The sequence below is a fragment of the Rhodobacter capsulatus SB 1003 genome (genome assembly GCF_000021865.1).
Taxonomy (GTDB): domain Bacteria; phylum Pseudomonadota; class Alphaproteobacteria; order Rhodobacterales; family Rhodobacteraceae; genus Rhodobacter; species Rhodobacter capsulatus_B.
Map to the genome: position 1 here is coordinate 596,899 of NC_014034.1, position 19,422 is coordinate 616,320.

Here is a 19,422-nt window from a genome sequence, read left to right on the forward strand (position 1 = left end):
GTGGCGGCCCCTCCCCGTCACCATGCAGCGGACTCCAGAATGGACTATTCCTGGCCCACCCGCGGGGCGCCGGAAGATGGCGTCGTCGCAATCGATGCGCAGGGTCGCATCGATTATCTGAACGCTGCGGCCGCGGCGCTCTTCGGCTATGTCCCGGAGGCGCTGCTGGGCCAGCTTCTGGAAGTTCTGATCCCTGAACCGCAGGCCGCTGTCCATGCGCGATTGCGTCGCGCCTTCGCCGCGGGCAAGGCGCCGCTGGCGATCGGGCGGATGCGCGCGGTGCGGGGGCGGCGCCGCGACGGCAGCGAGATCGCCCTGCATGTCATGCTGAAACGCGACGCCGATACCGGACGGGTCTTCGCCTTCGTGCATCCGCTTGAACGGCCAAGCCGCGGCGGGGGCGGGGGCCGCGAGACGGGCGAGGATCCGCTGACCGGGCTGCCGGACCGCCGCGCGCTGCGCCGCGATCTGGATGCGATGCTGACCGGTGCCGATCCGACGCAGCCGCAGGTCTGCCTGCTGTTTGCCGAGATCGACCCTTTCGCGGGCAACCGCGCCGCCGTCGATCCCGCCCATCACGACGCGCTGATGCGGGCCTGCGCCGACCGGCTTGAACGGCTCGAAACCGAGGCGATGCAGCTTTATCGCTCGGGCGAGGATGGGTTCGTGTTCCTGATGGTGCAGGAGACGGGGGCGGCGATGCCCGGGCCGCAGCTGGCGCGGGTGATGGCGGCGCTGCGGGCCCCGTTCGAGATCGGCGGCCAGCCCCTGCATCTGGAATTCGGCATCGGCCATGCCTGCGCGCCCGAACATGGCGCCCATGCGGGCGAGCTGATCGCCAATGCGGCGCTGGCGCTGGCGGCGTCAAAGGCGGCGTTCAACCGTCCCACCGGCTATGACGAAAGCCTGCGCAGCCGGGTCGAGCATCGGCACCGGCTGTTGCGCGATCTGCGCGCCGCGGTCGAACGGCGCGAATTCGAGCTGTTCTACCAGCCGCAGGTCGATCTGATCAGCGGCGAGATCGTGGCGCTGGAGGCGCTGTTGCGCTGGCATCACCCGGAATGGGGGCTGCTTCTGCCGGGCGCCTTCATGGAGGTGCTCAGCGCGTCGGAGCTGTCGCTGGCGGTGGGGGACTGGGTCCTGCGCGAGGCCTGCACCCAGGTCGCGATCTGGAACCGGCACCGCAAGACGCCGCTGACGGTGGCGGTGAACGTCTTCCCGCGCCAGTTCGACCGCGACATCCTGCCCGCGGCGATCACCCGGGCCCTGGCCGAAAGCGGCCTGCCGCCGCGGCTGCTCGACATCGAGATCACCGAGAATATCGTGATCGACCCCGCCACCCACAGCACCGAAGTCTTCGAGGCGCTGACCGCGACCGGGGTGGCGCTGGTGCTGGACGATTTCGGCACCGGCTATGCCTCGCTCACCTGTCTGGCCCGGCATCCGGTGCACAAACTCAAGATCGACAAAAGCTTCGTCGCCGGGCTCGACACCGGCCCCGGCTACCGGGCGATCCTGAAATCGCTGCAGGCTCTCGCCGGGACGCTGGGGCTGGGCACCGTGGTCGAGGGGGTGGAGACCGCGGAAACCGCGGCGCTGATGCGCGATTTCGGCTTCGCGGTCGGGCAGGGCTTTTTCTGGAACCGGCCGATGGCGCGCGAAGACTGCGCCCGCGCGCTGGGAATTGTCGGGCAGGTGGTGGAGGCCTGGGCGTGATTGTTAATTGAGCGGCCGATCAAAAACGACTTCTTGAACGGCAAAAGCGACAAAATTCTTGATGTTTTCCCGGCGCTGCAACAGGGTGCAGGCGAAAGTGATTCGATCACAGAGGTTCGGGGGAAGGTCTCGCAATGCATACGGAAGCGATTGCCCGCAGCTACAAGCGCTGGGCGCCGATCTACGACAAGACTTTCGGCAAGATCACCCATGCCGGGCGCCATCATGCCGTGCGCGAGGTGAACGCGACCGGCGGCGCGGTGCTGGAGGTGGGGATCGGCACCGGCCTTGCGCTGGATCTTTATGAACCCTCGAAGGTGGCGGTGACCGGCATCGACCTGTCGCCCGACATGCTGGCCAAGGCGCAGGCCCGGGCCGAGGCGCAGGGGCTGCGCAATGTCGCCGGGCTGCATATCATGGATGCGCGCGAGCTGGCCTTTGACGACGAAAGCTTCGATCACGTCGTCGCGCTGCACATCATGTCGGTGGTGCCCGAGCCGCGCCGGGTGATGGCGGAAATGGCGCGGGTCTGCCGCGTCGGCGGCACGGTGCTGATCACCAACCATTTCGCCCGCGAAAAGGGCGGCTGGGGCGTCGCCGCGAAACTGGCCGCGCCGATGGCCGATGCGCTCGGCTGGCATTCCGATTTCGCCCGCGCCGAGGTGATGTCCGAGCCGCGGCTGAAACTGGTCGAGGAAACCCGCCTGCCGCCCTTCGGCCTGATGACCTTCCTGCGCTTCCGCCGCGTCGCGTAAGCCCCGGCCCTGCTCTCAGGGCAGGGCCAGGATCACATGGCTCGACTTGATCAGGGCAGTCGTCTCCACGCCGGGATGCAGATCCAGCATCTCGGCGCTGTCGCGGGTGATCGTGGCGGTGATCGTCTTGCCGCCGCCCAGATCCAGCGTCACCTCGCTTGAGAGGGGGGCGTCGATCCGCTCGATCACCCGGCCGCGCAGCCGGTTGCGCACCGAAAGCCGTTCCGGCACGCCCGCCCCCGCCAGCAGGACGAAGTTCGACTTCACCAGCGCCAGCACCTCGGATCCCGGCGCCAGCCGCATCTCGGCCGCCGAGCGCGCGGTGATCACCGCCGTCAGATCCTGCCCCTCGCCCAGCCGCATCCGCACCTGCGCCGCCACGTCATCGGCCGCCACCGACCAGACCTTGCAGGCCCAGGCATTGCGCGCCGAGGTCCGCAAGGACAGACCCCGCAGCACCTCGGCCGGATCAAGGTTCAGGCTTTTCTCGAAGCTGCTCAAAAGCTTGGCCACGCCCGCCTCGATCGCGCCATAGGCGGCGATCAGCTTTTCGCCGGCAGGGGTCAGCACCGCGCCGCCCCCCGCCTTGCCGCCCGGCGCCGCCGTGACGACCGGCGCCGCCAGCAGGTTGTTCATCGCCTGCACCCCGTCCCAGGCCGCCTTGTAGGACAGCCCGACCTCGCGCGCCGCCGCCGATATCGAGCCCGTGCGCCCGATCGCCGCCAGCAGCGCCACCCGCTCCGCCCCCATCCGCGCGCCCGTCCGTTCCAGCACCAGCGCCCCGCGCACACCGTCCGTCATCGCCGCCTCCCGTTTCGTTGCCGCCATTGTGGCGCAAACCGGCCCCGGGGGCCACTGCGGCTTGCGTCTTGCCGACTCATGATCCGCGCCGAAATCGGCAAATCCGTTCGCGCGGCGCCCAATTCATGGGCAATGTTCCGAAATCAGCCCGTTTTCGCATCACTTGGCACGGGATATGAGGCCGCGGGTGATAACGCCGCCGCGCATGTCCGACAAGCCTCTGCCCTTCCGGAAAAACCATCGCTATTAGTCGGGTCTATATAACGATCCACCTTCGGACCCTGCCATGAACGAACAGCCCCTCATCGCCGCCCTGAGCCTGCAACGCGCGGGGGCGCCGCGGGTGGGCGGCGACCGGATCCGGCTGCTGGAAGCGATCGCCCGTCACGGCACCATCGCCGGTGCCGCGCGCGAAGTGGGCCTGTCCTACAAGACCGCCTGGGATGCGGTCGGCACGCTGAACAACCTGTTCGAACAGCCGCTGGTCGAGGCCGCGCCCGGGGGCCGCACCGGCGGCAATGCCCGCGTGACCGAGGCGGGGCAGGCGCTGATTGCCGGGTTCGGTCTGCTGGAAGGCGCGCTGACCAAGGCGCTGGGCGTGCTCGAAGGCGGCGTCAGCGCGCCGGAAAAAGCCCTCAACACCTTGTGGAGTCTGACGATGCGCACTTCGAACCGCAACACCCTGCGCTGCACCGTCACCCGCGTCACCCTTGGCGCGGTCAATGCCGAGGTGGAACTGGCGCTGACCGATGGCCACAGCCTGACCGCGGTGATCACCGAACGCTCGGCCACCGAAATGGGCCTGGCCCCGGGGGTCGAGGTCTTCGCGCTGATCAAGGCCAGTTTCGTGATGCTGGCCGCGGGCGGCGATCCGGGCCGGATTTCCGCCTGCAACCGGCTGACCGGCATCGTCGCCGCCCGCACCGACGGCCCGGTGAACACCGAGATCATCCTGGATCTGGGCAATTGCAAATCGATCACCGCCGTCATCACCCATACCAGCGCCGATGCGCTGGGCCTCGCCCCCGGCGTGCCCGCCACCGCGCTGTTCAAGGCCAGCCATGTCATCCTGGCGATGCCCTGAACCCGCTTCTCCCGTTGAACGAAAGGACACCGACATGACCCAGTTCCCGCAGACCCTGCGCGCAGGTGCGACCGCGCTTGCCCTCGTGATGGGGCTTGCCCTGCCCGCCGCCGCGGGCGAGGTGATCGCCGCCGTCGCCGCGAACTTCACCGAACCGGCCAAGGAAATCGGCGCCCTTTTCACCGAAAAGACCGGCCATACCGTCACCTATGCCTTTGGCCCCTCGGGGCAGTTCTACACCCAGATCACCCAGGGGGCGCCGTTCGAGGTCTTTCTTTCGGCCGATGCGTCGCGCCCGAAAAAGGCGGTCGAAGAGGGATACGCCGTCCCGGGCAGCGATTTCACCTATGCGGTGGGCAAGCTGGTGCTGTGGTCGGCCGATCCGGCCCGGGTCGATGACAAGGGCGCGGTGCTGAAAACCGATCTCGAACATGTGGCGATCGCCGATCCGAAATCCGCCCCCTATGGCGCCGCCGCGATCGAGGTGATGCAGAAGCTTGGCGTCTACGAGACGCTGGAACCGAAGCTGGTCACCGGCAAAAGCATCAGCCAGGCTTACGAATTCGCCGCGACGGGCAATGCGCCGGTGGGTTTCGTCGCCTATTCGCAGGTGATCGGCAAGGAGGGCGGGTCCAGCTGGATGGTGCCGCAAGATCTCTACAAACCGATCAAGCAAGACGCGGTGCTGCTGAAGACCGGCGCCGAGGATGCGGCGGCGAAAGCCTATCTTGATTTCCTGAAGACGCCGGAGGCCTTGGAAATCATCAGGAAATACGGTTACGTCACCGAATAAGGCTGATGACGGAGGGGATTCTGTTCGACGCGGCGATGCTGACGACACTGGCGCTGACGCTGAAACTGGCGACGGTGACGACAGTGCTGCTGCTGGCTCTGGGAACCCCCCTTGCCTGGTGGCTTTCGCGCGGCGGCGGTCTTTGGAAAGAGATCGTCGCCACGCTTGTCTCCCTGCCGATCGTGCTGCCGCCGACGGTTCTGGGCTTTTATCTGCTGATCGCGATGGGGCCGAATTCGCCCTTGACCGATCTTCTGGGCTTCAAGCTGTCCTTCACCTTCGCGGGGCTGGTCGTCGGCTCGGTCATCTATTCGCTGCCCTTTGTCGTCAACCCGATCCGCAACGCCTTTGTGGCGATGGGGCCGCGCCCGATGGAGGTGGCGGCGACCTTGCGGGCCTCGCCGCTCGATGCGTTCTTCACCGTCGCGCTGCCGCAGGCGGCGCCGGGGCTGATCACCGGGGCGATCCTGGGCTTTGCCCATACGGTCGGCGAATTCGGCGTCGTCTTGATGATCGGCGGCGGCATTCCGGGGCGGACCAAGGTTCTGTCGGTCACCATCTTCGACTATGTCGAGACGCTGGAATGGGACAAGGCGCATGTGCTGGCGGGGGGCATGCTGGCGATGTCCTTCGTGGTGATCCTCGCCATGATGCTGATCGAGCGCCGCTACGGCACCGGGGCGCGGCGATGATCTCGGCGCGGTTCTCTGGCCGTCAGGGCGATTTCACCCTTGATGCGGCCTTTGACGTGCCGGGGCAGGGGGTGACGGCGCTTTTCGGTCCCTCGGGCTGCGGCAAGACGACGGTGCTGCGCTGCATGGCCGGGCTGACGCGGCTGCCGGGCGGGCATCTGGTGGTGAATGGCGTGACCTGGCAGGAGGGGCGGCAGATCACCCCGCCGCATCGCCGCGCGGTGGGCTATGTGTTTCAGGAAGCAAGCCTTTTCACCCATCTTTCGGTGCGCGAAAACCTGGTCTACGGGTTGAGACGTGCCCGCGGTCCGCTGCGGATTTCCGAAGCCGAGGTGACCCAGCTTCTGGGCATCGACCCGCTGCTGCGCCGCCCCACCGCGACGCTCTCCGGGGGGGAACGGCAGCGCGTCGCCATCGGCCGGGCGCTGCTGTCGCAGCCGGAACTGCTCTTGATGGACGAGCCGCTTTCCGCGCTGGACCGGATCTCGCGTGACGAGATCCTGCCCTATCTCGAACGGCTGCATGCGAGTTTGCAGATGCCGGTGATCCTTGTCAGCCACGATCTGTCCGAGGTCGAGCGCCTGGCCGATACGCTGGTCTTGATGGAGGCGGGCCGGGTCCGCGCCGCCGGGCCGATCGCCGCGATGCAGGCCGACCCGAACCTGCCGCTCATCCACCGCCCCGATCTGGCGGCGGTGATCGAGGGGGTGGTGATCGCCCTTGATCCCGCCTATGGGCTGAGCACGCTGCAGGTGCCGGGCGGGCGGATCGTCGTGCCGGGCAACCTGGGTCCGATCGGCGCGCGGCGGCGGCTGCGCGTGCCTGCGACCGATGTCAGCCTGGGCCGTCATGCCCCCACCGACACCACGATTCTGAACGCCCTGCCCGCGGTGATCCTTGGCGCCGAGGCCGCCGAGGGCTATCAGATCACCGTGCGACTGGCGCTGGGCGCATCGGGCGAGGGCGCGAGCCTTCTCGCCCGCGTTTCGCGCAAGTCCTTTGACTTGCTCGGGTTTCAGCCCGGGGAACAGGTGGTGGCGCGGCTCAAGGCGATGGCGCTGAGCGCGCCTGCGCAAACCGGAGGGTAGGGGATGTTCCTGATCGACGACACCGCGCTGATGGCGCTCATTCGCGAAGACGTGCCCGCGGGCGATCTGACGACGCGCAGTCTGGGGCTGGCCGCCGAGGCGGGCGAGCTGACGATGCGGGCGCGCGGGGCGATGACCGTCGCCTGTTCCGAAGAAGCCGTGCGGATCTTGCAGCTTCTGGGCGCCGAGGCCTGGATCGCCACCGCCTCGGGGCGGCAGGTCGAGGGCGGCGAGATGCTGCTTTTCGCCCGCGGACAGGTCGAGGCGCTGCTGGCGGGCTGGAAAGTGGCGCAGAATCTGATCGAATGGGCTTCGGGGCTGGCGTCCTCGGCCACGGCGATCGTCGCGGCGGCGCGGGCGGTGAACCCGGCGGTGACGGTGGCCTGCACCCGGAAATCGGTGCCGGGCACCCGGGCGCTGTCCTTGCGGGCGGTGACTGTGGGCGGTGCAACGGTGCACCGGACCGGGCTTTCGGATTCGGTTCTGCTTTTTGCCGAACATCGCGCCTTTGGGGGCGCGGATGCCTTGGCGGCGCAGATCGCCCGGCTGCGCGCCAGCTGCCCCGAGCGCAAGGTGGTGGTGGAAGTGGCCGATGTTGCCGAGGCCTTGGCGGCCGCACAGGCCGGGGCCGAGGTGCTGCAGCTGGAAAAATTCCCGCCCGAGCAGGTGGCGGCGGTCGTGGCCGGGCTGGGCCCCGACTGGCGCGGCCATGTTGCGGCGGCGGGGGGCATCACCGCGGCCAATGCCGCGGCCTATGCGGCGGCGGGGGCGCAGGTTCTGGTGACCTCGGCCCCCTTCACCGCGCCGCCGCGCGATGTCGCCGTCTGGATCGGCCCGGCCTGACCCTTACGCGGTGATGGCTTGTTTCTGGGTCATTCTTTCGCGGTAAAGCGCAAGGATGGCGGGTTCGATGTAGTCGTGGGCCCAGCTGTCGCGGGCGGTGATGCCGGCGCTTGCCAGGCCCTCGCGCGGGCAGTCGCCGATCTTGGCCACCAGAACCGTGTCGATCCCGTCAAGCGCCGCGATGACGCGGTCAAGACGGTCTTCCGCGCCGCCGCCGTCGACGCAATAGTTGTCGCAGCGGCGGTGAAAGGCGAAGCGGACGCCCGTGGCATCGACCTCGAAGACCTGGAATTCCGTCGCATGGCCGAAATGCTGGTTGATCCGGCCGCCGCCCTGGGTCGTCACCGCGACCAGAAGTTTCGGCGAGCTGGCCGCGCAGGCCGCCTCGGTCGCGGCCTGGGCGGCCTCGGCGGCGGCGCGGCGGTCTTCGCGCTCGGCGCCCACCCAGTCGCGATAGGTTTCGCGCGCGGCGGGATCATAGACCGGCGCCTCGGGCACGAGGTCCAGGGTGAATTCCTGACCCCGATCCTCGCCCAGAAGCCCCACCGCATCGGCGCGGCACTGGCGGCAGTGCTTCATCAGATTGGCCCCGCCCGCGCAGGCCTCCTGCACCGCCAGAAGCTCGGCCGCCGTCGGGCCGCGCTGCCCGGTCAGGCCGAAATGCGTGCCATGTTCGGGCGCCGAAATCAGCGGCATGATGTTGTGCAAAAACGCGCCGCGGCGTTTGACCTCGCGGTTCACCTCCAGGAGATGCGCGTCGTTGATCCCGGGGATCAGCACCGAATTGACCTTGACCAGGATGCCGCGCGCGACGAGACCATCGAGCGCCGCCATCTGCCGTTCATGCAGGATGCGGCTCGCCTCGACGCCATAGATCCGTTTGCGGTTGTAAAAGATCCAGGGGTAGATCTTTGCCCCCACCTCGGGGTCGATCATGTTGATGGTGATCGTCACGTGATCGACATTCATCTCGACCAGTTCATCGAGGTGATCGGGCAGGGCGAGCCCGTTCGAGCTCAGGCACAGCTTGATGTCGGGGATCTGCGCCGTCACCAGCCGGAAGGTTTCCTTCGTCTTCAGCCAGTCATAGGCGCTGTCGCCCGGCCCGGCGATGCCCAGAACCGAGAGCTGCGGCACCTCATTCGCCACCGCAATCACCTTGCGCGCGGCCTCCTCGGGCGTCAGCCGTTCCGACACGACACCGGGGCGGCTTTCGTTCGAACAATCGTATTTGCGGTTGCAGTAATTGCACTGGATGTTGCAGGCGGGCGCCACCGACACATGCATGCGGGCGAAATAATGATGCGCCTCTTCGGAATAGCAGGGGTGATCCTTGACCTTGGCCCAGGTCGCCGGGTCCATGTCTTCGGGTTTTTCCTTGCTACCGCAGCCGGTTGCCGATCCGGTCGCGGAACAGCCGCCCGCGGCCAGCGCGGCCGAGAGGCTCTCCTTCGAGCCGATCGCCAGGGTGCCAAGGGCCACGACATTGTCCGACATGCTGCTCTCCGTTCTGGTCCCGCTTGGGTCATCAGGGATGCAGCAAGAACCGTGCCAGGCCCGCGGCGGGGCGATTGGCACAAAACCTGCGCTTTTGTCGGGAATGCGACAGGCGCGCAAACAAAAACCCCGGCCGAAGCCGGGGTCCGTCGCGTCTTCCAAGCGCCCTCAGATCTTGCGCAGCTCGATCTCGAATTTCTGCAGCGCATAGGCGATCTGGCGCGGGGTCATGCCCAAAAGCCGCGCCGCCTTCGCCTGCACCCAACCCGCGCTTTCGAGCGCCCGCAGCAGCTCTTCGCGGCTCAGCTGCGCGGTCTTGGTGCGCAGCGGCACCTCCTCGCGCGGCGGCGCTTCGGGCGCGGGCTCGGGCGCAGGGGCGGGTTCGGGCGGCGGCGCGCTCACCCGGACCGTCGGCGTGATCACCCGCCCCACCGCCAGCCCGCCGATCGGCGAGGTGCCGTCCTGCAGCCGGAACAGTTCCGCCGAAAGGCAGGCCCCCTGCCGACAGGCCAGTTCCTCGGCCAGAACGATCGCCCCATCCGAAAGCGCCGCGGCCCGGTTCACGCAGTTTTCCAGCTCGCGCACATTGCCCGGAAACTGGCAGCGGCAGATCTGGTCAAAGGCATCGGCGGCGAATTTGACATTGGTGGCGTTCTGCTTGTTGAACCGGTCCAGGAACAGCTGCGCGAGCGGCTTGATGTCGCTCTTGCGGTTGCGCAAGGGCGGCAGCACGATCGGCACGACGCAGATGCGGAAATAAAGATCGGCGCGGAACTGGCCCCGCGCGACGGCGTCTTCCAGGTCGCGGTTCGTCGCGGCGACGATGCGGGTATCGACCTTGATCGTCTTCGCGCCGCCGACGCGCTCGAACTCGCCCTCCTGCAGCACGCGCAGCAGTTTCGACTGAAAGGCCGGGCTGATCTCGCCGATCTCGTCCAGAAACAGCGTGCCGCCATCGGCCAGTTCGAACCGGCCCTTTTTCAGCGCGGTGGCGCCGGTGAAGGCGCCTTTCTCATGGCCGAAAAGTTCCGATTCCAGAAGGGTTTCCGAAAGCGCGGCGCAGTTGACGCGGATGAACGGGCCTTTCGCGCGGGGGCTTTGGGCGTGCACGGCGCGGGCGAACAATTCCTTGCCGGTGCCGCTTTCGCCGCGCAGCAAAACCGGCATCCGGGTGGAGGCGACGCGCTTGATCTGCGCCACCACCTCGGCGATGGCGGGGCTGGAGCCGACGATGCCATCGAGGCTGACCGGCGCCGCCGGGCCGCGCTGTTCGGTGACGGTCTGCAGCATGCGGCGGGTGTCTTCGAGCGCGCGTTCGCGGTCGCGCGCGATGCGGCGGCGAAAGCGCAGCGCCTGTTCGAGGAGCGAGGCGACCATCGTCAGCACCCGCACATCGGCATCGGAAAAGCCCGACCGGTTGTGGTCATGGCTGCGATAGGCGGCCAGGACGCCGAGGACGAAATGGCTGCGTTCGGGGTCGCGCAGCGGCACGGCGATCAGCGTCTGGCCCGCGTCGCGCAGCCGTTTCGGCACCGCCTCGGCGCCGAATTCGGCGGCCAGATCAAAGCTGACGAAAGGCACGCCGGAGCGAAAGACGATCCGCGCCACGGCATCGGGCAGCACATCCGCGGCGGGGGCCTCGGGGCTGCGCTGAAAGGCCGTCGCGGCGATGACATAGGGGTTCACCCCCGCGCCCTCGCCCGGCTCGGCCAGAAGCGCCAGCACCCCATGGCGCAGATCGAGGAAAGACGACAGCACGTTGAAGATCTGCGGCACCTCCGCCACCGGATCCGGCGCCGCCGCAAAGGTCTTCGCGATCTCGTAAAGCGCATCCAAGGCAAGGCGGTCGGCCGTGGCCCGCGCCGAGCGATGTCTTGCCTGCGGTTGGGGGACGAGCCGGTCCCGGATGTCGATCATCACTGTTCTCCCTCGCTTGCCCGGCGCCGGGGGATCAAACGACGATCACCCCCTCCCATGGGGTGCCGCAGTCTGCGCTGCGTGGATCGTTCGATCGCGGTTGGGTGCCGTGGCGGACATGTCGAGACTTGGTCAAGCTTGCGCCCGGATGCACGGCGCAAACAGTCTCAGGTGCCAATATGTCGCAACTTGGGGGTGATTGAGGCTTCGTTAAGATCAACTTTGAGGCGGGAATGGCCGGAGCGCCGAAAAAAATGGCGCTTCCGGTCTGGCAGAGGTCGCGTTTCGCAGACTCAGCGCGCGGCGGCGGCGCGGCGACGCTCGTAGGAGGAGGCAAGGCCCAGCGTCGAGCGGTATTTCGCCACCGTCCGCCGCGCGATCCGCAGCCCGGCGCGTTCGGCGAGCGTCACGATCGCATCATCCGACAGCGGGTTTTGCGGATCTTCGCCGCCCACGGTGCGCTGCACGAAATCAAGGGCGCTGTCGCGCGACACCGCCTCGCCACCGCCCTGGGTCGAGACCGCGCGGGAAAAGAACGCCCGCAGCGGCAGCGCCCGGGTCTGGGTCTGGATCATCCGCCCCGAGACCGCGCGCGAAATCGTCGAGGCATGCAGGCCCAGTTCCGAGGCCACATCCTCCAGCGTCAGCGGCACCAGATGGGCGGGCCCCTTGTCGAGGAAGGCCGATTGCCGCGCCACCAGCACGGCGGCGGTGCGCAACAGCGTATCGCCGCGTCGCTCCAGCGCCTGCGCCAGCGCCCGGGCCTCGGCCAGCGCCTTGCGCCGTTCCGCGCGCGCCTTCGCATCGGCGGTGCCATCGGCGAAACGATCTTCGCGCACGGTGATCGTGGGCGAGGTGGCGCGGTTGAGTTCCACCGTCCAGCCCTCGGCGCCGCGCACGGCGATCAGATCGGGCGGGAAAACGGGCGTCGGCTGATGGTCGAAAGCAAGCCCCGGCTTCGGGTTCAAGTGCCGGATCTGCTTGATGATTTCGGGGATGTCGCCGATGTCGCAATCGCAAAGATCGGCCAGATCGGACAGCCGGTTTTCCGCGATCAGCCGAATGTTGCGGATCAGCGTTTCGACTTCCCAGGTCAGGATGTCGGCCTCGCGCGCCTGCAGGATCAGGCAATCCGACAGGTCGCGGGCGAAAAGGCCGGTAGGCTCGAAGCCCTGCAGGACCGCCAGCATCGATTCGGCGCGCGAAAGCGACACGCCCGCCGCCAGCGCGATGCTGTCGAGGCTCTGGCCCAGCCAGCCGCTCGGCTCCAGCGCCTCGGCAAAGCGCAGCGCCAGCAGCCGGTCGGGGGTCTCGGTGAAGGCCATCTCGATCTGATCGACCACATGGGCCATCAGGCTGGGCTTGTGCGCGGCCACCGCGGCCACGGCGTCGAAATCCTCGCCGCCGCGGGCGATGAAGGCGGGCGGGGCGCGGTAGGTCAGAAAGGGGTTCGATGTGGCCTGTTCGGTCAGATGCTCGGACAAATCCTGCGACGACATGCCAAGGATGGCGAGGGAATGGAGCATCTGCCCCGCCATCTGCATCGTCTGTCTTTGGGAAAGCGTCTGCGCGAGTTCCATGGGGACAACCTATCTCAAACTCGGGTCATTGCGTGGGGCGGCAGGGCGCCGCAGGTGAAGAAAGGGTCAGGTGCCGAAATCCGCGCCGCGCCACCCTGGGTTGTGCCGTGTTTTTGGGCGGGGCGGCGGGCGATCATCTCAGTGCCGGATCTCGGGGACGACCCGGACCGGGCGGCCCAGGGTTTCGATCAGCTGGTGTTGCACCGTGGAAAGCGTGCGCGCCGACATCATGCAGCCCGCGCAGCTGCCCGAAAGCCGCACCTGAACGGTGGCGCCGGTGAGGCCGATCAGCTCGATGTCGCCGCCGTCGCGCTGGAACATCGGGCGCATCTCGGCGATCAGCTCGGCGACGACCGCGGCTTCTTCCTCGGGCGGAAACAGCGGCGCGGCCGGGGGTTTCGGGGCGGCGATCTCTCCGATCCTGACGAAATTCGCAAGGAAGGCGGCGGTGTCGGGGGCCTTGCCGCCCGCGGCCTGCCGGGCGGCCAGGGCCGCGGCGGCGGGCGGTGCCTGGGGCCGCGGCAGCGCGGTGTCCAGCGTCAGGCTTTCGTCGAAGAGATCCTTCATCGCATCCCCCTTTTTGATCGGTTGAGGCTTCAGAAATGATCCAGCAAGAAGCGTGCCAACCGTAACGGGCCCCGCAAGCAAGCTTCAGGCCCACATTGGGGGATTTGCGACAGACATTGTTGTAAATGCGGAAAATCGGGTCGGGGGCGGTGGACCTTGCCGAACGTCGGGCCGAAACGAAAAAAGCCGGCAGTCGAAACTGCCGGCCCAGGTCGAGAGAAAGCGTGCTCAGCGGGTCAGATCGAAGCTGATGTCGGTCTTGCCCCAGTCACCGGCGCGGGCGTCGGCTTTGACGAAGATCGCGTCGAGGATCTTGACCAGAACCGTCAGGCCGCCCTGATAGCCCCAGGTCGGGAAGCGGTGGTGGTGGTGACGGTCGAAGATCGGGAAGGTCAGACGGATCAGCGGGATGCCGGTGTCGCGTTCCAGATATTTGCCGTAGGACGAGCCGATCAGGAAATCGGTCGGTTCGGTCATCAGGAAGCTGCGCATGTGCCACAGATCCTTGCCCGCCCAGACCTGACCCTGCTTGCCGAAGGGCGAAGCGGCCAGAACTTCTTCCATCTGCTTGGCCCATTTCTTCGAGCCGTTGGTGGCGAGGCAATGCACCGGCTCGCCGCCCATCTCCATGATGAACTTCGCCATGCCCAGAACGAAGTCCGGGTCGCCGAAGATCGAGAAGGTCTTGCCGTGCAGATAGGCCTGGCTGTCCGCGATCGCGTCGACCAGACGGCCGCGTTCCAGCTTGATGCTGTCCGGGATCGCCTTGCCGGTCAGTTCCGAGACTTTCATCAGGAAGCTGTCGGTGGCGGAAACGCCCATCGGATAGTTGAAGACGGCGGTTTCCTGACCAGTCGTTTCGACATATTCGAGCGTCTTCGGCGTGCACCATTCCTGCATCGAGAGCGTCGCCTTGGCGTTCACCGCGGCTTTCGCGTCTTCGAGTTTCGTGCCGCCCGCATACATGCGGTAATGCCCGTCCGAGGGGGTGTCATAGACTTCCGACACATCCGACAGGAAGGTGAAGCTGACGCCCATCGTATCCAGCAGGCGCTTGATTTCGCGGTTGTTCGCCACGGCGTAACCGTCGAAGCCCGGGATGATGTTCAGGCTGTCATTCGCCACGCGCTCGGCCCCGGCCCAGAACAGCGACAGGATGCCTTTCTGGGTGTTGTCATAGCCGTCCACATGCGAGCCGACAAAGGCCGGGGTGTGGGCGAAGGGCACCGGGAAATCGACCGGCACGCTTTCGGCCTCTTTCGCCTTGATGATGAACGAGCTGAGGTCGTCGCCGATGACTTCGGCCATGCAGGTGGTCGAAACGGCGATCATCTTCGGCTTGTAAAGCGCATAGGCGTTGGCCAGGCCCTCGACCATGTTGGTCAGACCGCCGAACACCGCGGCATCTTCGGTCATCGAGGACGACACCGCCGCCGAAGGTTCCTTGAAGTGACGCGACAGGTGCGACCGGTAATAGGCCACGCAGCCTTGCGAGCCATGCACGAAGGGCAGGGTGCCTTCATAGCCCTGCGCGGCAAAGACGGCGCCGACCGGCTGGCAGGCTTTCGCCGGGTTGATGGTCAGGGCTTCGCGGGCGAGGTTCTTTTCGCGGTATTCCCAGGACGCCGTCCAGTCGCCGATCTGGGCGAGGGTTTCGGCGGAATGGCCGCATTCGAAGGTCGCCTTCTTGTTGGCGAGCATCTCTTTGTATTCAGGCTCGAAGAACAGTTTCGAGTGGTCGAGCACCTTGTCAGCCGACTGGGGCATGGGTCAATTCCTTGTCAAAGGCCGTCCGCATTCCGGGACGCACCGACGGGGGGAAGGGAGGGTGGGGGCGGCAGTGCACCGCCCCCCTTGGGCTCACTCGGCGGCGATGGGGGCTTTGTCCCAGGGCGCGTCGAACAGGCCCCAGACGGGGTTGTTGATCGCCATGTCCATGTCGCGCGCGAAGATCGCGAAGCCGTCGTAGCCGTGATAGGGGCCCGAGTAGTCCCAGCTGTGCATCTGACGGAACGGAATGCCCATCTTCTGCACCGGATACTTTTCCTTGATGCCCGAGCCGACGAGGTCGGGGCGGATCTTCTCGATGAACTTCTCCAGCTCGTAGCCGGTGACGTCATCATAGATCAGCGTGCCTTCCTTGACGTAATGGCCGGTGCGCTTGTAGTCGTCGTTATGGGCGAATTCATAGCCCGTCCCGGCGATCACCATGCCCAGATCGTCATAGGCGGTGACGACGTGGCGCGGACGCAGGCCGCCGACGTAAAGCATCACCGACTTGCCTTCGAGCCGCGGCTTGTACTTGGCCAGGATGCCATCGACCAGCGGCCGGTATTTGGCGATGACCTTTTCGACATTGGCCTGGATGGTCTCGTCGAACTTGGCGCCGATGGCGCGCAGGCTGGCTTCGATCTGGGTCGGGCCGAAGAAGTTGTATTCCATCCAGCCGATCGAATACTTTTCTTCCATGTAGCGGCAGATGTAGTTCATCGACCGGTAGCAGTGGATCAGGTTCAGCTTCGCCTTCGGCGCCCGTTCCATTTCCGCCAGCGTCGCATCGCCCGACCAGCAGCCGATCACGTTCAGACCGATTTCCTCGAGCAGGATGCGCGAGGCCCAGGCGTCGCCACCGATGTTGTAGTCACCGATGATGTTGACGTCATAGGGGCCGGGCTCGAAGGCCTTGGTCGCTTCCGACTCGGGCTGCTCGAAGATCCAGTCGCGCACGGCGTCGTTGGCGATGTGGTGGCCCAGCGATTGCGACACACCGCGGAAACCTTCGCAACGCACCGGAACGATGGTCTTGTTGATTTCCTTGTTCTTCTTCTTCGAAACGGCCTCGATGTCGTCGCCGATCAGGCCGATCGGGCATTCCGACTGGATCGTGATCCCTTTCGACAGCGGGAACAGTTCGTTGATCTCGTCGATCGTCTTTTCCAGCTTCTTGTCGCCGCCGAAGACGATGTCCTTTTCCTGGAAATCGGTGGTGAACTGCATCGTCACGAAGCTGTCCACGCCGGTTTTCCCGGTGTAGTAGTTGCGGCGCTGGCTCCACGAATAGTGGCCGCAGCCGACCGGGCCGTGGCTGATGTGGACCATGTCCTTGATCGGACCCCAGACCACGCCTTTCGAACCGGCATAGGCGCAACCACGAATGGTCATCACGCCCGGGACCGATTTGATGTTCGATTTGACGGTGTCGCATTTCGACGCGATGCCGGTGACGGCGTCGGCGTCTTCGCTGGTCGCACCGGCCACCGAGAGGTGTTTGGCGCGTTTCTTCTGAGCTTTCGCCGGATAGGCTTCGAGAACTTCCGCAATCAGGTTCTCGAGGTCTTCCGGGCCGCCCGCGTGATCTTTGGCCATTCTTTTGGCTCCCTCACTTCAGGTTTCGAAAAGGTGGGCAGGCTGCCCACCTGAACTGTCAGGCCTCAGGCCTTCATCGCGGCTTCCATCTCGGCGATCTGCTTTTCGCGATCTTCTTCCGATTGCATGATGCCGAAATCCATCAGCATCTCTTCCAGCTCTTCCATCGTGATCGGGGTCGGGATGACGCCCTTGCCCGAGTTCTCGTGGATCTTGCGGGCCAGTTCGCGGTATTCCTGCGCCTGGCTGCAGGTCGGATCGTATTGGATCACGGTTTCGCGGCGCAGTTCGGCATGTTGCACGACGTTGTTGCGCGGCACGAAGTGGATCATCTTGCAGCCCAGCTTGGCGGCCAGCGCTTCGGCCAGTTCCAGCTCGCGGTCGGTCTTGCGTTCGTTGCAGATCAGCCCGCCCAGACGCACGCCGCCCGAGTTCGCATATTTCAGGATGCCCTTGGCGATGTTGTTGGCGGCGTAAAGCGCCATCATCTCGCCCGACATGACGATGTAGATTTCCTGCGCCTTGTTTTCACGGATCGGCATGGCGAAGCCGCCGCAGACCACGTCGCCCAGAACGTCATAGGACACATAGTCCACATCGTCATAGGCGCCGTTTTCTTCAAGGAAGTTGATCGCGGTGATGACGCCACGGCCGGCGCAGCCAACCCCCGGCTCCGGACCGCCGGCTTCGGTGCATTTGATGCCCTTGTAGCCGATTTTCACGACGTCTTCGACTTCCAGATCTTCGACCGAACCGGCCTCGGCGGCCAGGTGCAGCACGGTGTCCTGCAGCTTGGTGTTCAGGATCAGACGGGTGCTGTCAGCCTTGGGGTCGCAGCCGACGATGAGGATCTTCTGACCCATCTCGACCAGCGCGGCGAGGGTGTTCTGCGAGGTGGTCGACTTGCCGATACCACCTTTGCCGTAGAAGGCGATCTGACGGAGTTTGCCCATGTGTGGCTCCCTTGGGGGTTGGTGCTTCACGAATATCGAGACGGTTCCTAACCGGGCTCACAGCTTCTACAGCAGCCATCGTGCCAACCGGAATTTTCGCAAATAATGACGCGAAATCATGGTGTTGAAGGTTTTGTTCGAAATGGAACAAGGCCGACAAATTGTAGGGCCTGCGGTGTCGGGCGGGGTTTTGTCGGGCCCTCTGTCGGGAGGAAATGAAAAACCCCGCCAGCGCGGCGGGGTTTTCCGGTCCTTGCGGCGGTTTCAGACCGAGCCGCCGGGGGTGCCGGTGAAATGCACCATCACGTCTTCATCGCGCGGGATGAACTGGCAGGCCAGACGGAAGCGCGGCGGCAGGTCGCTGACCTCGGCCGCCTCGATCTCCTCGGCGGTGATCATCTGCAGCTCTTTCAGCCGCGCCTTCTCCTTTTCGGTCAGCATCATCGCCATCGCGGGCTTGTTGTCGAGATGGGTGACCTCGATCAGACAGGAGGCGCAATCGCCGTCGCCGCATTCGAACGGGATCGGGATCGCATGTTCCTTGGCCAGCGCCAGGATCGTCGCGGTGTTGCCCGCCACCGCGTAGATGGTCTTGTCCTTCTTCATGATGGGCGACGTAAAGGTGATGTTCGGCATCGCAGTCCTCTTTTCTGTCGTTGAGGGAAAGATCCCGAAAACCGCGCAGCAAGGGCCATGCCAGCGCCGCCGGGCGGGCTTGCCGGGGGGCGGGCGGGGGCCTAGCCTTGGCCCTGTTCCTCTCCTGCGCCAAGGTCCGATGCCCCCGCCCCCGCCCGCCTCTTCCGACTGGATTTCCCGCCTCGAAGGCGGTCTGCGCCGCCGCTACGCCGCGGGCGAGACGATCGCGCGGCCGGATGCGCCCTCGGACCGGCTGATCCTGATCGAAAGCGGCACGGTGCGGCTGAGCCTGACCGGGGCCGGGCGCGAGGTGACGCTGGCGCAGCTGCGCAGGGGCGGGCTTTTCGTCACCCACACCCGGGTCTGGCTGGTGGCGGCCGAACCCGCGCAGGTGCTCAGCTGGCCGGTGGCCGAGATGCTGGATCTGGTGGCGCGGCACCCGGACCTTGGCGTGGCCGCCTTTCGCGAGGTGGGGCAGATCCTGCGCGGGGCCCTTGATCTGATCGAGGATCTGGCCTTCCGCCCGGTCGAGGCGCGGCTGGCGCGGCATCTTCTGGCCGAACGCGCGGCGCAGGGGGCCGACACGATCCGGCTGATCGGCCCGACCGAGGCCCTGGCCACCGCGCTGGGCACGACGCGGCAGACGCTGTCGACGCTGATCAACCGGCTGATCCGCGCGGGTGTCCTGTCCCGGCCGGGGCGGCATCAGCTCTGCCTGCACGATCCGGGCCATCTGGCGCGGCTGGCCGAAGTGTCATCCGGCTGACAGAAATTCCGTTTGGCCGGGCCTATGAAACAAGCCGCAATAGCCGAGGACCCCGCGATGAACGACCAGACCCCCGACCGTTACGTGACCTTCATGGGCATCGCCTGTGACACGAATGCCGACCGCCTGTGCGAGATGCTGGCGGCGCGGATGGCGGGCAATGACTCGCGCTGGGTCGCCTATTTCGAGAAGAAACTGGCCGAGAATGCGCAGATGGGCCACGACCGGCTGCGGTTCATCGGGGCGCAGGTGAATGCGCTGATGTCCTTCTTCGAAGAGGAAGACGACGAAGCGGCCTTGGCGCTGCTCTGGCATATCGAGCATCACTGCCTCTGACCGGGCGGGGATGTTTCCCCGGGGCCGCGGGG

The 19,422-nt window shown here is 66.2% G+C and carries 17 protein-coding genes and 1 pseudogene; 9 read left to right on the forward strand and 9 right to left on the reverse strand.

Annotation, left to right across the window (positions count from 1 at the left end):
• Positions 1 to 39 precede the first annotated feature (39 nt).
• Positions 40 to 1,716 (forward strand): putative bifunctional diguanylate cyclase/phosphodiesterase, encoded by a 1,677-nt coding sequence (locus tag RCAP_RS02815; RefSeq protein ID WP_013066302.1) that lies wholly within the window; start codon positions 40 to 42, stop codon positions 1,714 to 1,716.
• 134 nt (positions 1,717 to 1,850) lie between these two features.
• Positions 1,851 to 2,471 (forward strand): class I SAM-dependent methyltransferase, encoded by a 621-nt coding sequence (locus tag RCAP_RS02820; RefSeq protein ID WP_013066303.1) that lies wholly within the window; start codon positions 1,851 to 1,853, stop codon positions 2,469 to 2,471.
• A gap of 15 nt (positions 2,472 to 2,486) precedes the next feature.
• Here the strand turns inward: RCAP_RS02820 and mopB are convergent.
• Positions 2,487 to 3,299: pseudogene (gene mopB / locus RCAP_RS02825) on the reverse strand (molybdenum-pterin-binding protein MopB).
• Between the two features lie 259 nt (positions 3,300 to 3,558).
• On the opposite strand from mopB, the gene mopA reads away from it, so the two are divergent.
• From mopA to modD, 5 genes are read left to right on the forward strand one after another with little or no spacing between them, the layout of a single operon-like run.
• Positions 3,559 to 4,356 carry a molybdenum-pterin-binding protein MopA gene (mopA, locus tag RCAP_RS02830; RefSeq protein ID WP_013066305.1) on the forward strand — a complete coding sequence of 266 codons (798 nt, stop codon included), beginning with the start codon at positions 3,559 to 3,561 and terminating at the stop codon, positions 4,354 to 4,356.
• Positions 4,357 to 4,390: 34 nt separating this feature from the next.
• Positions 4,391 to 5,149, forward strand: a complete 759-nt coding sequence (gene modA, locus RCAP_RS02835; RefSeq protein ID WP_013066306.1) for a molybdate ABC transporter substrate-binding protein — start codon at positions 4,391 to 4,393, stop codon at positions 5,147 to 5,149.
• Between the two features lie 5 nt (positions 5,150 to 5,154).
• Positions 5,155 to 5,841: a molybdate ABC transporter permease subunit gene (modB, locus tag RCAP_RS02840; protein WP_013066307.1), complete on the forward strand. Its 687-nt coding sequence runs from the start codon at positions 5,155 to 5,157 to the stop codon at positions 5,839 to 5,841.
• Entirely contained in the window at positions 5,838 to 6,929 is a 1,092-nt protein-coding gene (modC, locus tag RCAP_RS02845; RefSeq protein WP_013066308.1) for a molybdenum ABC transporter ATP-binding protein, read from the forward strand. Before modB ends, modC begins: the two co-directional genes overlap by 4 nt.
• 3 nt (positions 6,930 to 6,932) lie before the next feature.
• Positions 6,933 to 7,772, forward strand: coding sequence for a ModD protein (modD, locus tag RCAP_RS02850; protein ID WP_013066309.1), 840 nt, complete (start codon positions 6,933 to 6,935; stop codon positions 7,770 to 7,772).
• 3 nt (positions 7,773 to 7,775) lie between these two features.
• On the opposite strand, the gene nifB is transcribed toward modD, so the two are convergent.
• The 8 genes from nifB to fdxD form a co-directional block, all read right to left on the reverse strand.
• Positions 7,776 to 9,269, reverse strand: coding sequence for a nitrogenase cofactor biosynthesis protein NifB (nifB, locus tag RCAP_RS02855; RefSeq protein ID WP_013066310.1), 1,494 nt, complete (start codon positions 9,267 to 9,269; stop codon positions 7,776 to 7,778).
• 168 nt (positions 9,270 to 9,437) lie between these two features.
• Entirely contained in the window at positions 9,438 to 11,186 is a 1,749-nt protein-coding gene (gene nifA, locus RCAP_RS02860) for a nif-specific transcriptional activator NifA (RefSeq protein ID WP_013066311.1), read from the reverse strand.
• A gap of 293 nt (positions 11,187 to 11,479) precedes the next feature.
• Positions 11,480 to 12,766, reverse strand: a complete 1,287-nt coding sequence (rpoN, locus tag RCAP_RS02865; RefSeq protein WP_013066312.1) for an RNA polymerase factor sigma-54 — start codon at positions 12,764 to 12,766, stop codon at positions 11,480 to 11,482.
• Positions 12,767 to 12,904: 138 nt separating this feature from the next.
• The gene (locus tag RCAP_RS18255) at positions 12,905 to 13,333 is read right to left on the reverse strand and encodes a NifU family protein (RefSeq protein ID WP_013066313.1); all 429 of its coding nucleotides are present in this window, start codon (positions 13,331 to 13,333) and stop codon (positions 12,905 to 12,907) included.
• Positions 13,334 to 13,561: 228 nt separating this feature from the next.
• Positions 13,562 to 15,100, reverse strand: a complete 1,539-nt coding sequence (gene nifK, locus RCAP_RS02875) for a nitrogenase molybdenum-iron protein subunit beta (protein WP_013066314.1) — start codon at positions 15,098 to 15,100, stop codon at positions 13,562 to 13,564.
• Positions 15,101 to 15,193: 93 nt separating this feature from the next.
• Positions 15,194 to 16,699, reverse strand: a complete 1,506-nt coding sequence (gene nifD / locus RCAP_RS02880; RefSeq protein WP_013066315.1) for a nitrogenase molybdenum-iron protein alpha chain — start codon at positions 16,697 to 16,699, stop codon at positions 15,194 to 15,196.
• A 65-nt stretch (positions 16,700 to 16,764) separates the two neighbouring features.
• Positions 16,765 to 17,652 (reverse strand): nitrogenase iron protein, encoded by an 888-nt coding sequence (gene nifH / locus RCAP_RS02885; protein ID WP_013066316.1) that lies wholly within the window; start codon positions 17,650 to 17,652, stop codon positions 16,765 to 16,767.
• A 264-nt stretch (positions 17,653 to 17,916) separates the two neighbouring features.
• Positions 17,917 to 18,288: a ferredoxin FdxD gene (gene fdxD, locus RCAP_RS02890; protein WP_013066317.1), complete on the reverse strand. Its 372-nt coding sequence runs from the start codon at positions 18,286 to 18,288 to the stop codon at positions 17,917 to 17,919.
• Between the two features lie 139 nt (positions 18,289 to 18,427).
• On the opposite strand from fdxD, the gene RCAP_RS02895 reads away from it, so the two are divergent.
• Positions 18,428 to 19,054, forward strand: coding sequence for a Crp/Fnr family transcriptional regulator (locus tag RCAP_RS02895; protein ID WP_013066318.1), 627 nt, complete (start codon positions 18,428 to 18,430; stop codon positions 19,052 to 19,054).
• 57 nt (positions 19,055 to 19,111) lie between these two features.
• Positions 19,112 to 19,390, forward strand: coding sequence for a N(2)-fixation sustaining protein CowN (gene cowN, locus RCAP_RS02900; RefSeq protein ID WP_013066319.1), 279 nt, complete (start codon positions 19,112 to 19,114; stop codon positions 19,388 to 19,390).
• Positions 19,391 to 19,422 lie beyond the last annotated feature (32 nt).

What these genes read in the sequence shown, in the direction of transcription:
- rpoN (WP_013066312.1), bottom strand. Translation starts at nt 12,766, where the DNA reads ATGGAACTCGCGCAGACGCTTTCCCAAAGACAGACGATGCAGATGGCG.
- modD (WP_013066309.1), top strand. Translation starts at nt 6,933, where the DNA reads ATGTTCCTGATCGACGACACCGCGCTGATGGCGCTCATTCGCGAAGAC.
- fdxD (WP_013066317.1), bottom strand. Translation starts at nt 18,288, where the DNA reads ATGCCGAACATCACCTTTACGTCGCCCATCATGAAGAAGGACAAGACC.
- cowN (WP_013066319.1), top strand. Translation starts at nt 19,112, where the DNA reads ATGAACGACCAGACCCCCGACCGTTACGTGACCTTCATGGGCATCGCC.
- modC (WP_013066308.1), top strand. Translation starts at nt 5,838, where the DNA reads ATGATCTCGGCGCGGTTCTCTGGCCGTCAGGGCGATTTCACCCTTGAT.
- RCAP_RS02815 (WP_013066302.1), top strand. Translation starts at nt 40, where the DNA reads ATGGACTATTCCTGGCCCACCCGCGGGGCGCCGGAAGATGGCGTCGTC.
- nifH (WP_013066316.1), bottom strand. Translation starts at nt 17,652, where the DNA reads ATGGGCAAACTCCGTCAGATCGCCTTCTACGGCAAAGGTGGTATCGGC.
- RCAP_RS02820 (WP_013066303.1), top strand. Translation starts at nt 1,851, where the DNA reads ATGCATACGGAAGCGATTGCCCGCAGCTACAAGCGCTGGGCGCCGATC.
- RCAP_RS02895 (WP_013066318.1), top strand. Translation starts at nt 18,428, where the DNA reads ATGCCCCCGCCCCCGCCCGCCTCTTCCGACTGGATTTCCCGCCTCGAA.
- nifB (WP_013066310.1), bottom strand. Translation starts at nt 9,269, where the DNA reads ATGTCGGACAATGTCGTGGCCCTTGGCACCCTGGCGATCGGCTCGAAG.
- RCAP_RS18255 (WP_013066313.1), bottom strand. Translation starts at nt 13,333, where the DNA reads ATGAAGGATCTCTTCGACGAAAGCCTGACGCTGGACACCGCGCTGCCG.
- nifK (WP_013066314.1), bottom strand. Translation starts at nt 15,100, where the DNA reads ATGCCCCAGTCGGCTGACAAGGTGCTCGACCACTCGAAACTGTTCTTC.
- mopA (WP_013066305.1), top strand. Translation starts at nt 3,559, where the DNA reads ATGAACGAACAGCCCCTCATCGCCGCCCTGAGCCTGCAACGCGCGGGG.
- modB (WP_013066307.1), top strand. Translation starts at nt 5,155, where the DNA reads ATGACGGAGGGGATTCTGTTCGACGCGGCGATGCTGACGACACTGGCG.
- nifD (WP_013066315.1), bottom strand. Translation starts at nt 16,699, where the DNA reads ATGGCCAAAGATCACGCGGGCGGCCCGGAAGACCTCGAGAACCTGATT.
- nifA (WP_013066311.1), bottom strand. Translation starts at nt 11,186, where the DNA reads ATGATCGACATCCGGGACCGGCTCGTCCCCCAACCGCAGGCAAGACAT.
- modA (WP_013066306.1), top strand. Translation starts at nt 4,391, where the DNA reads ATGACCCAGTTCCCGCAGACCCTGCGCGCAGGTGCGACCGCGCTTGCC.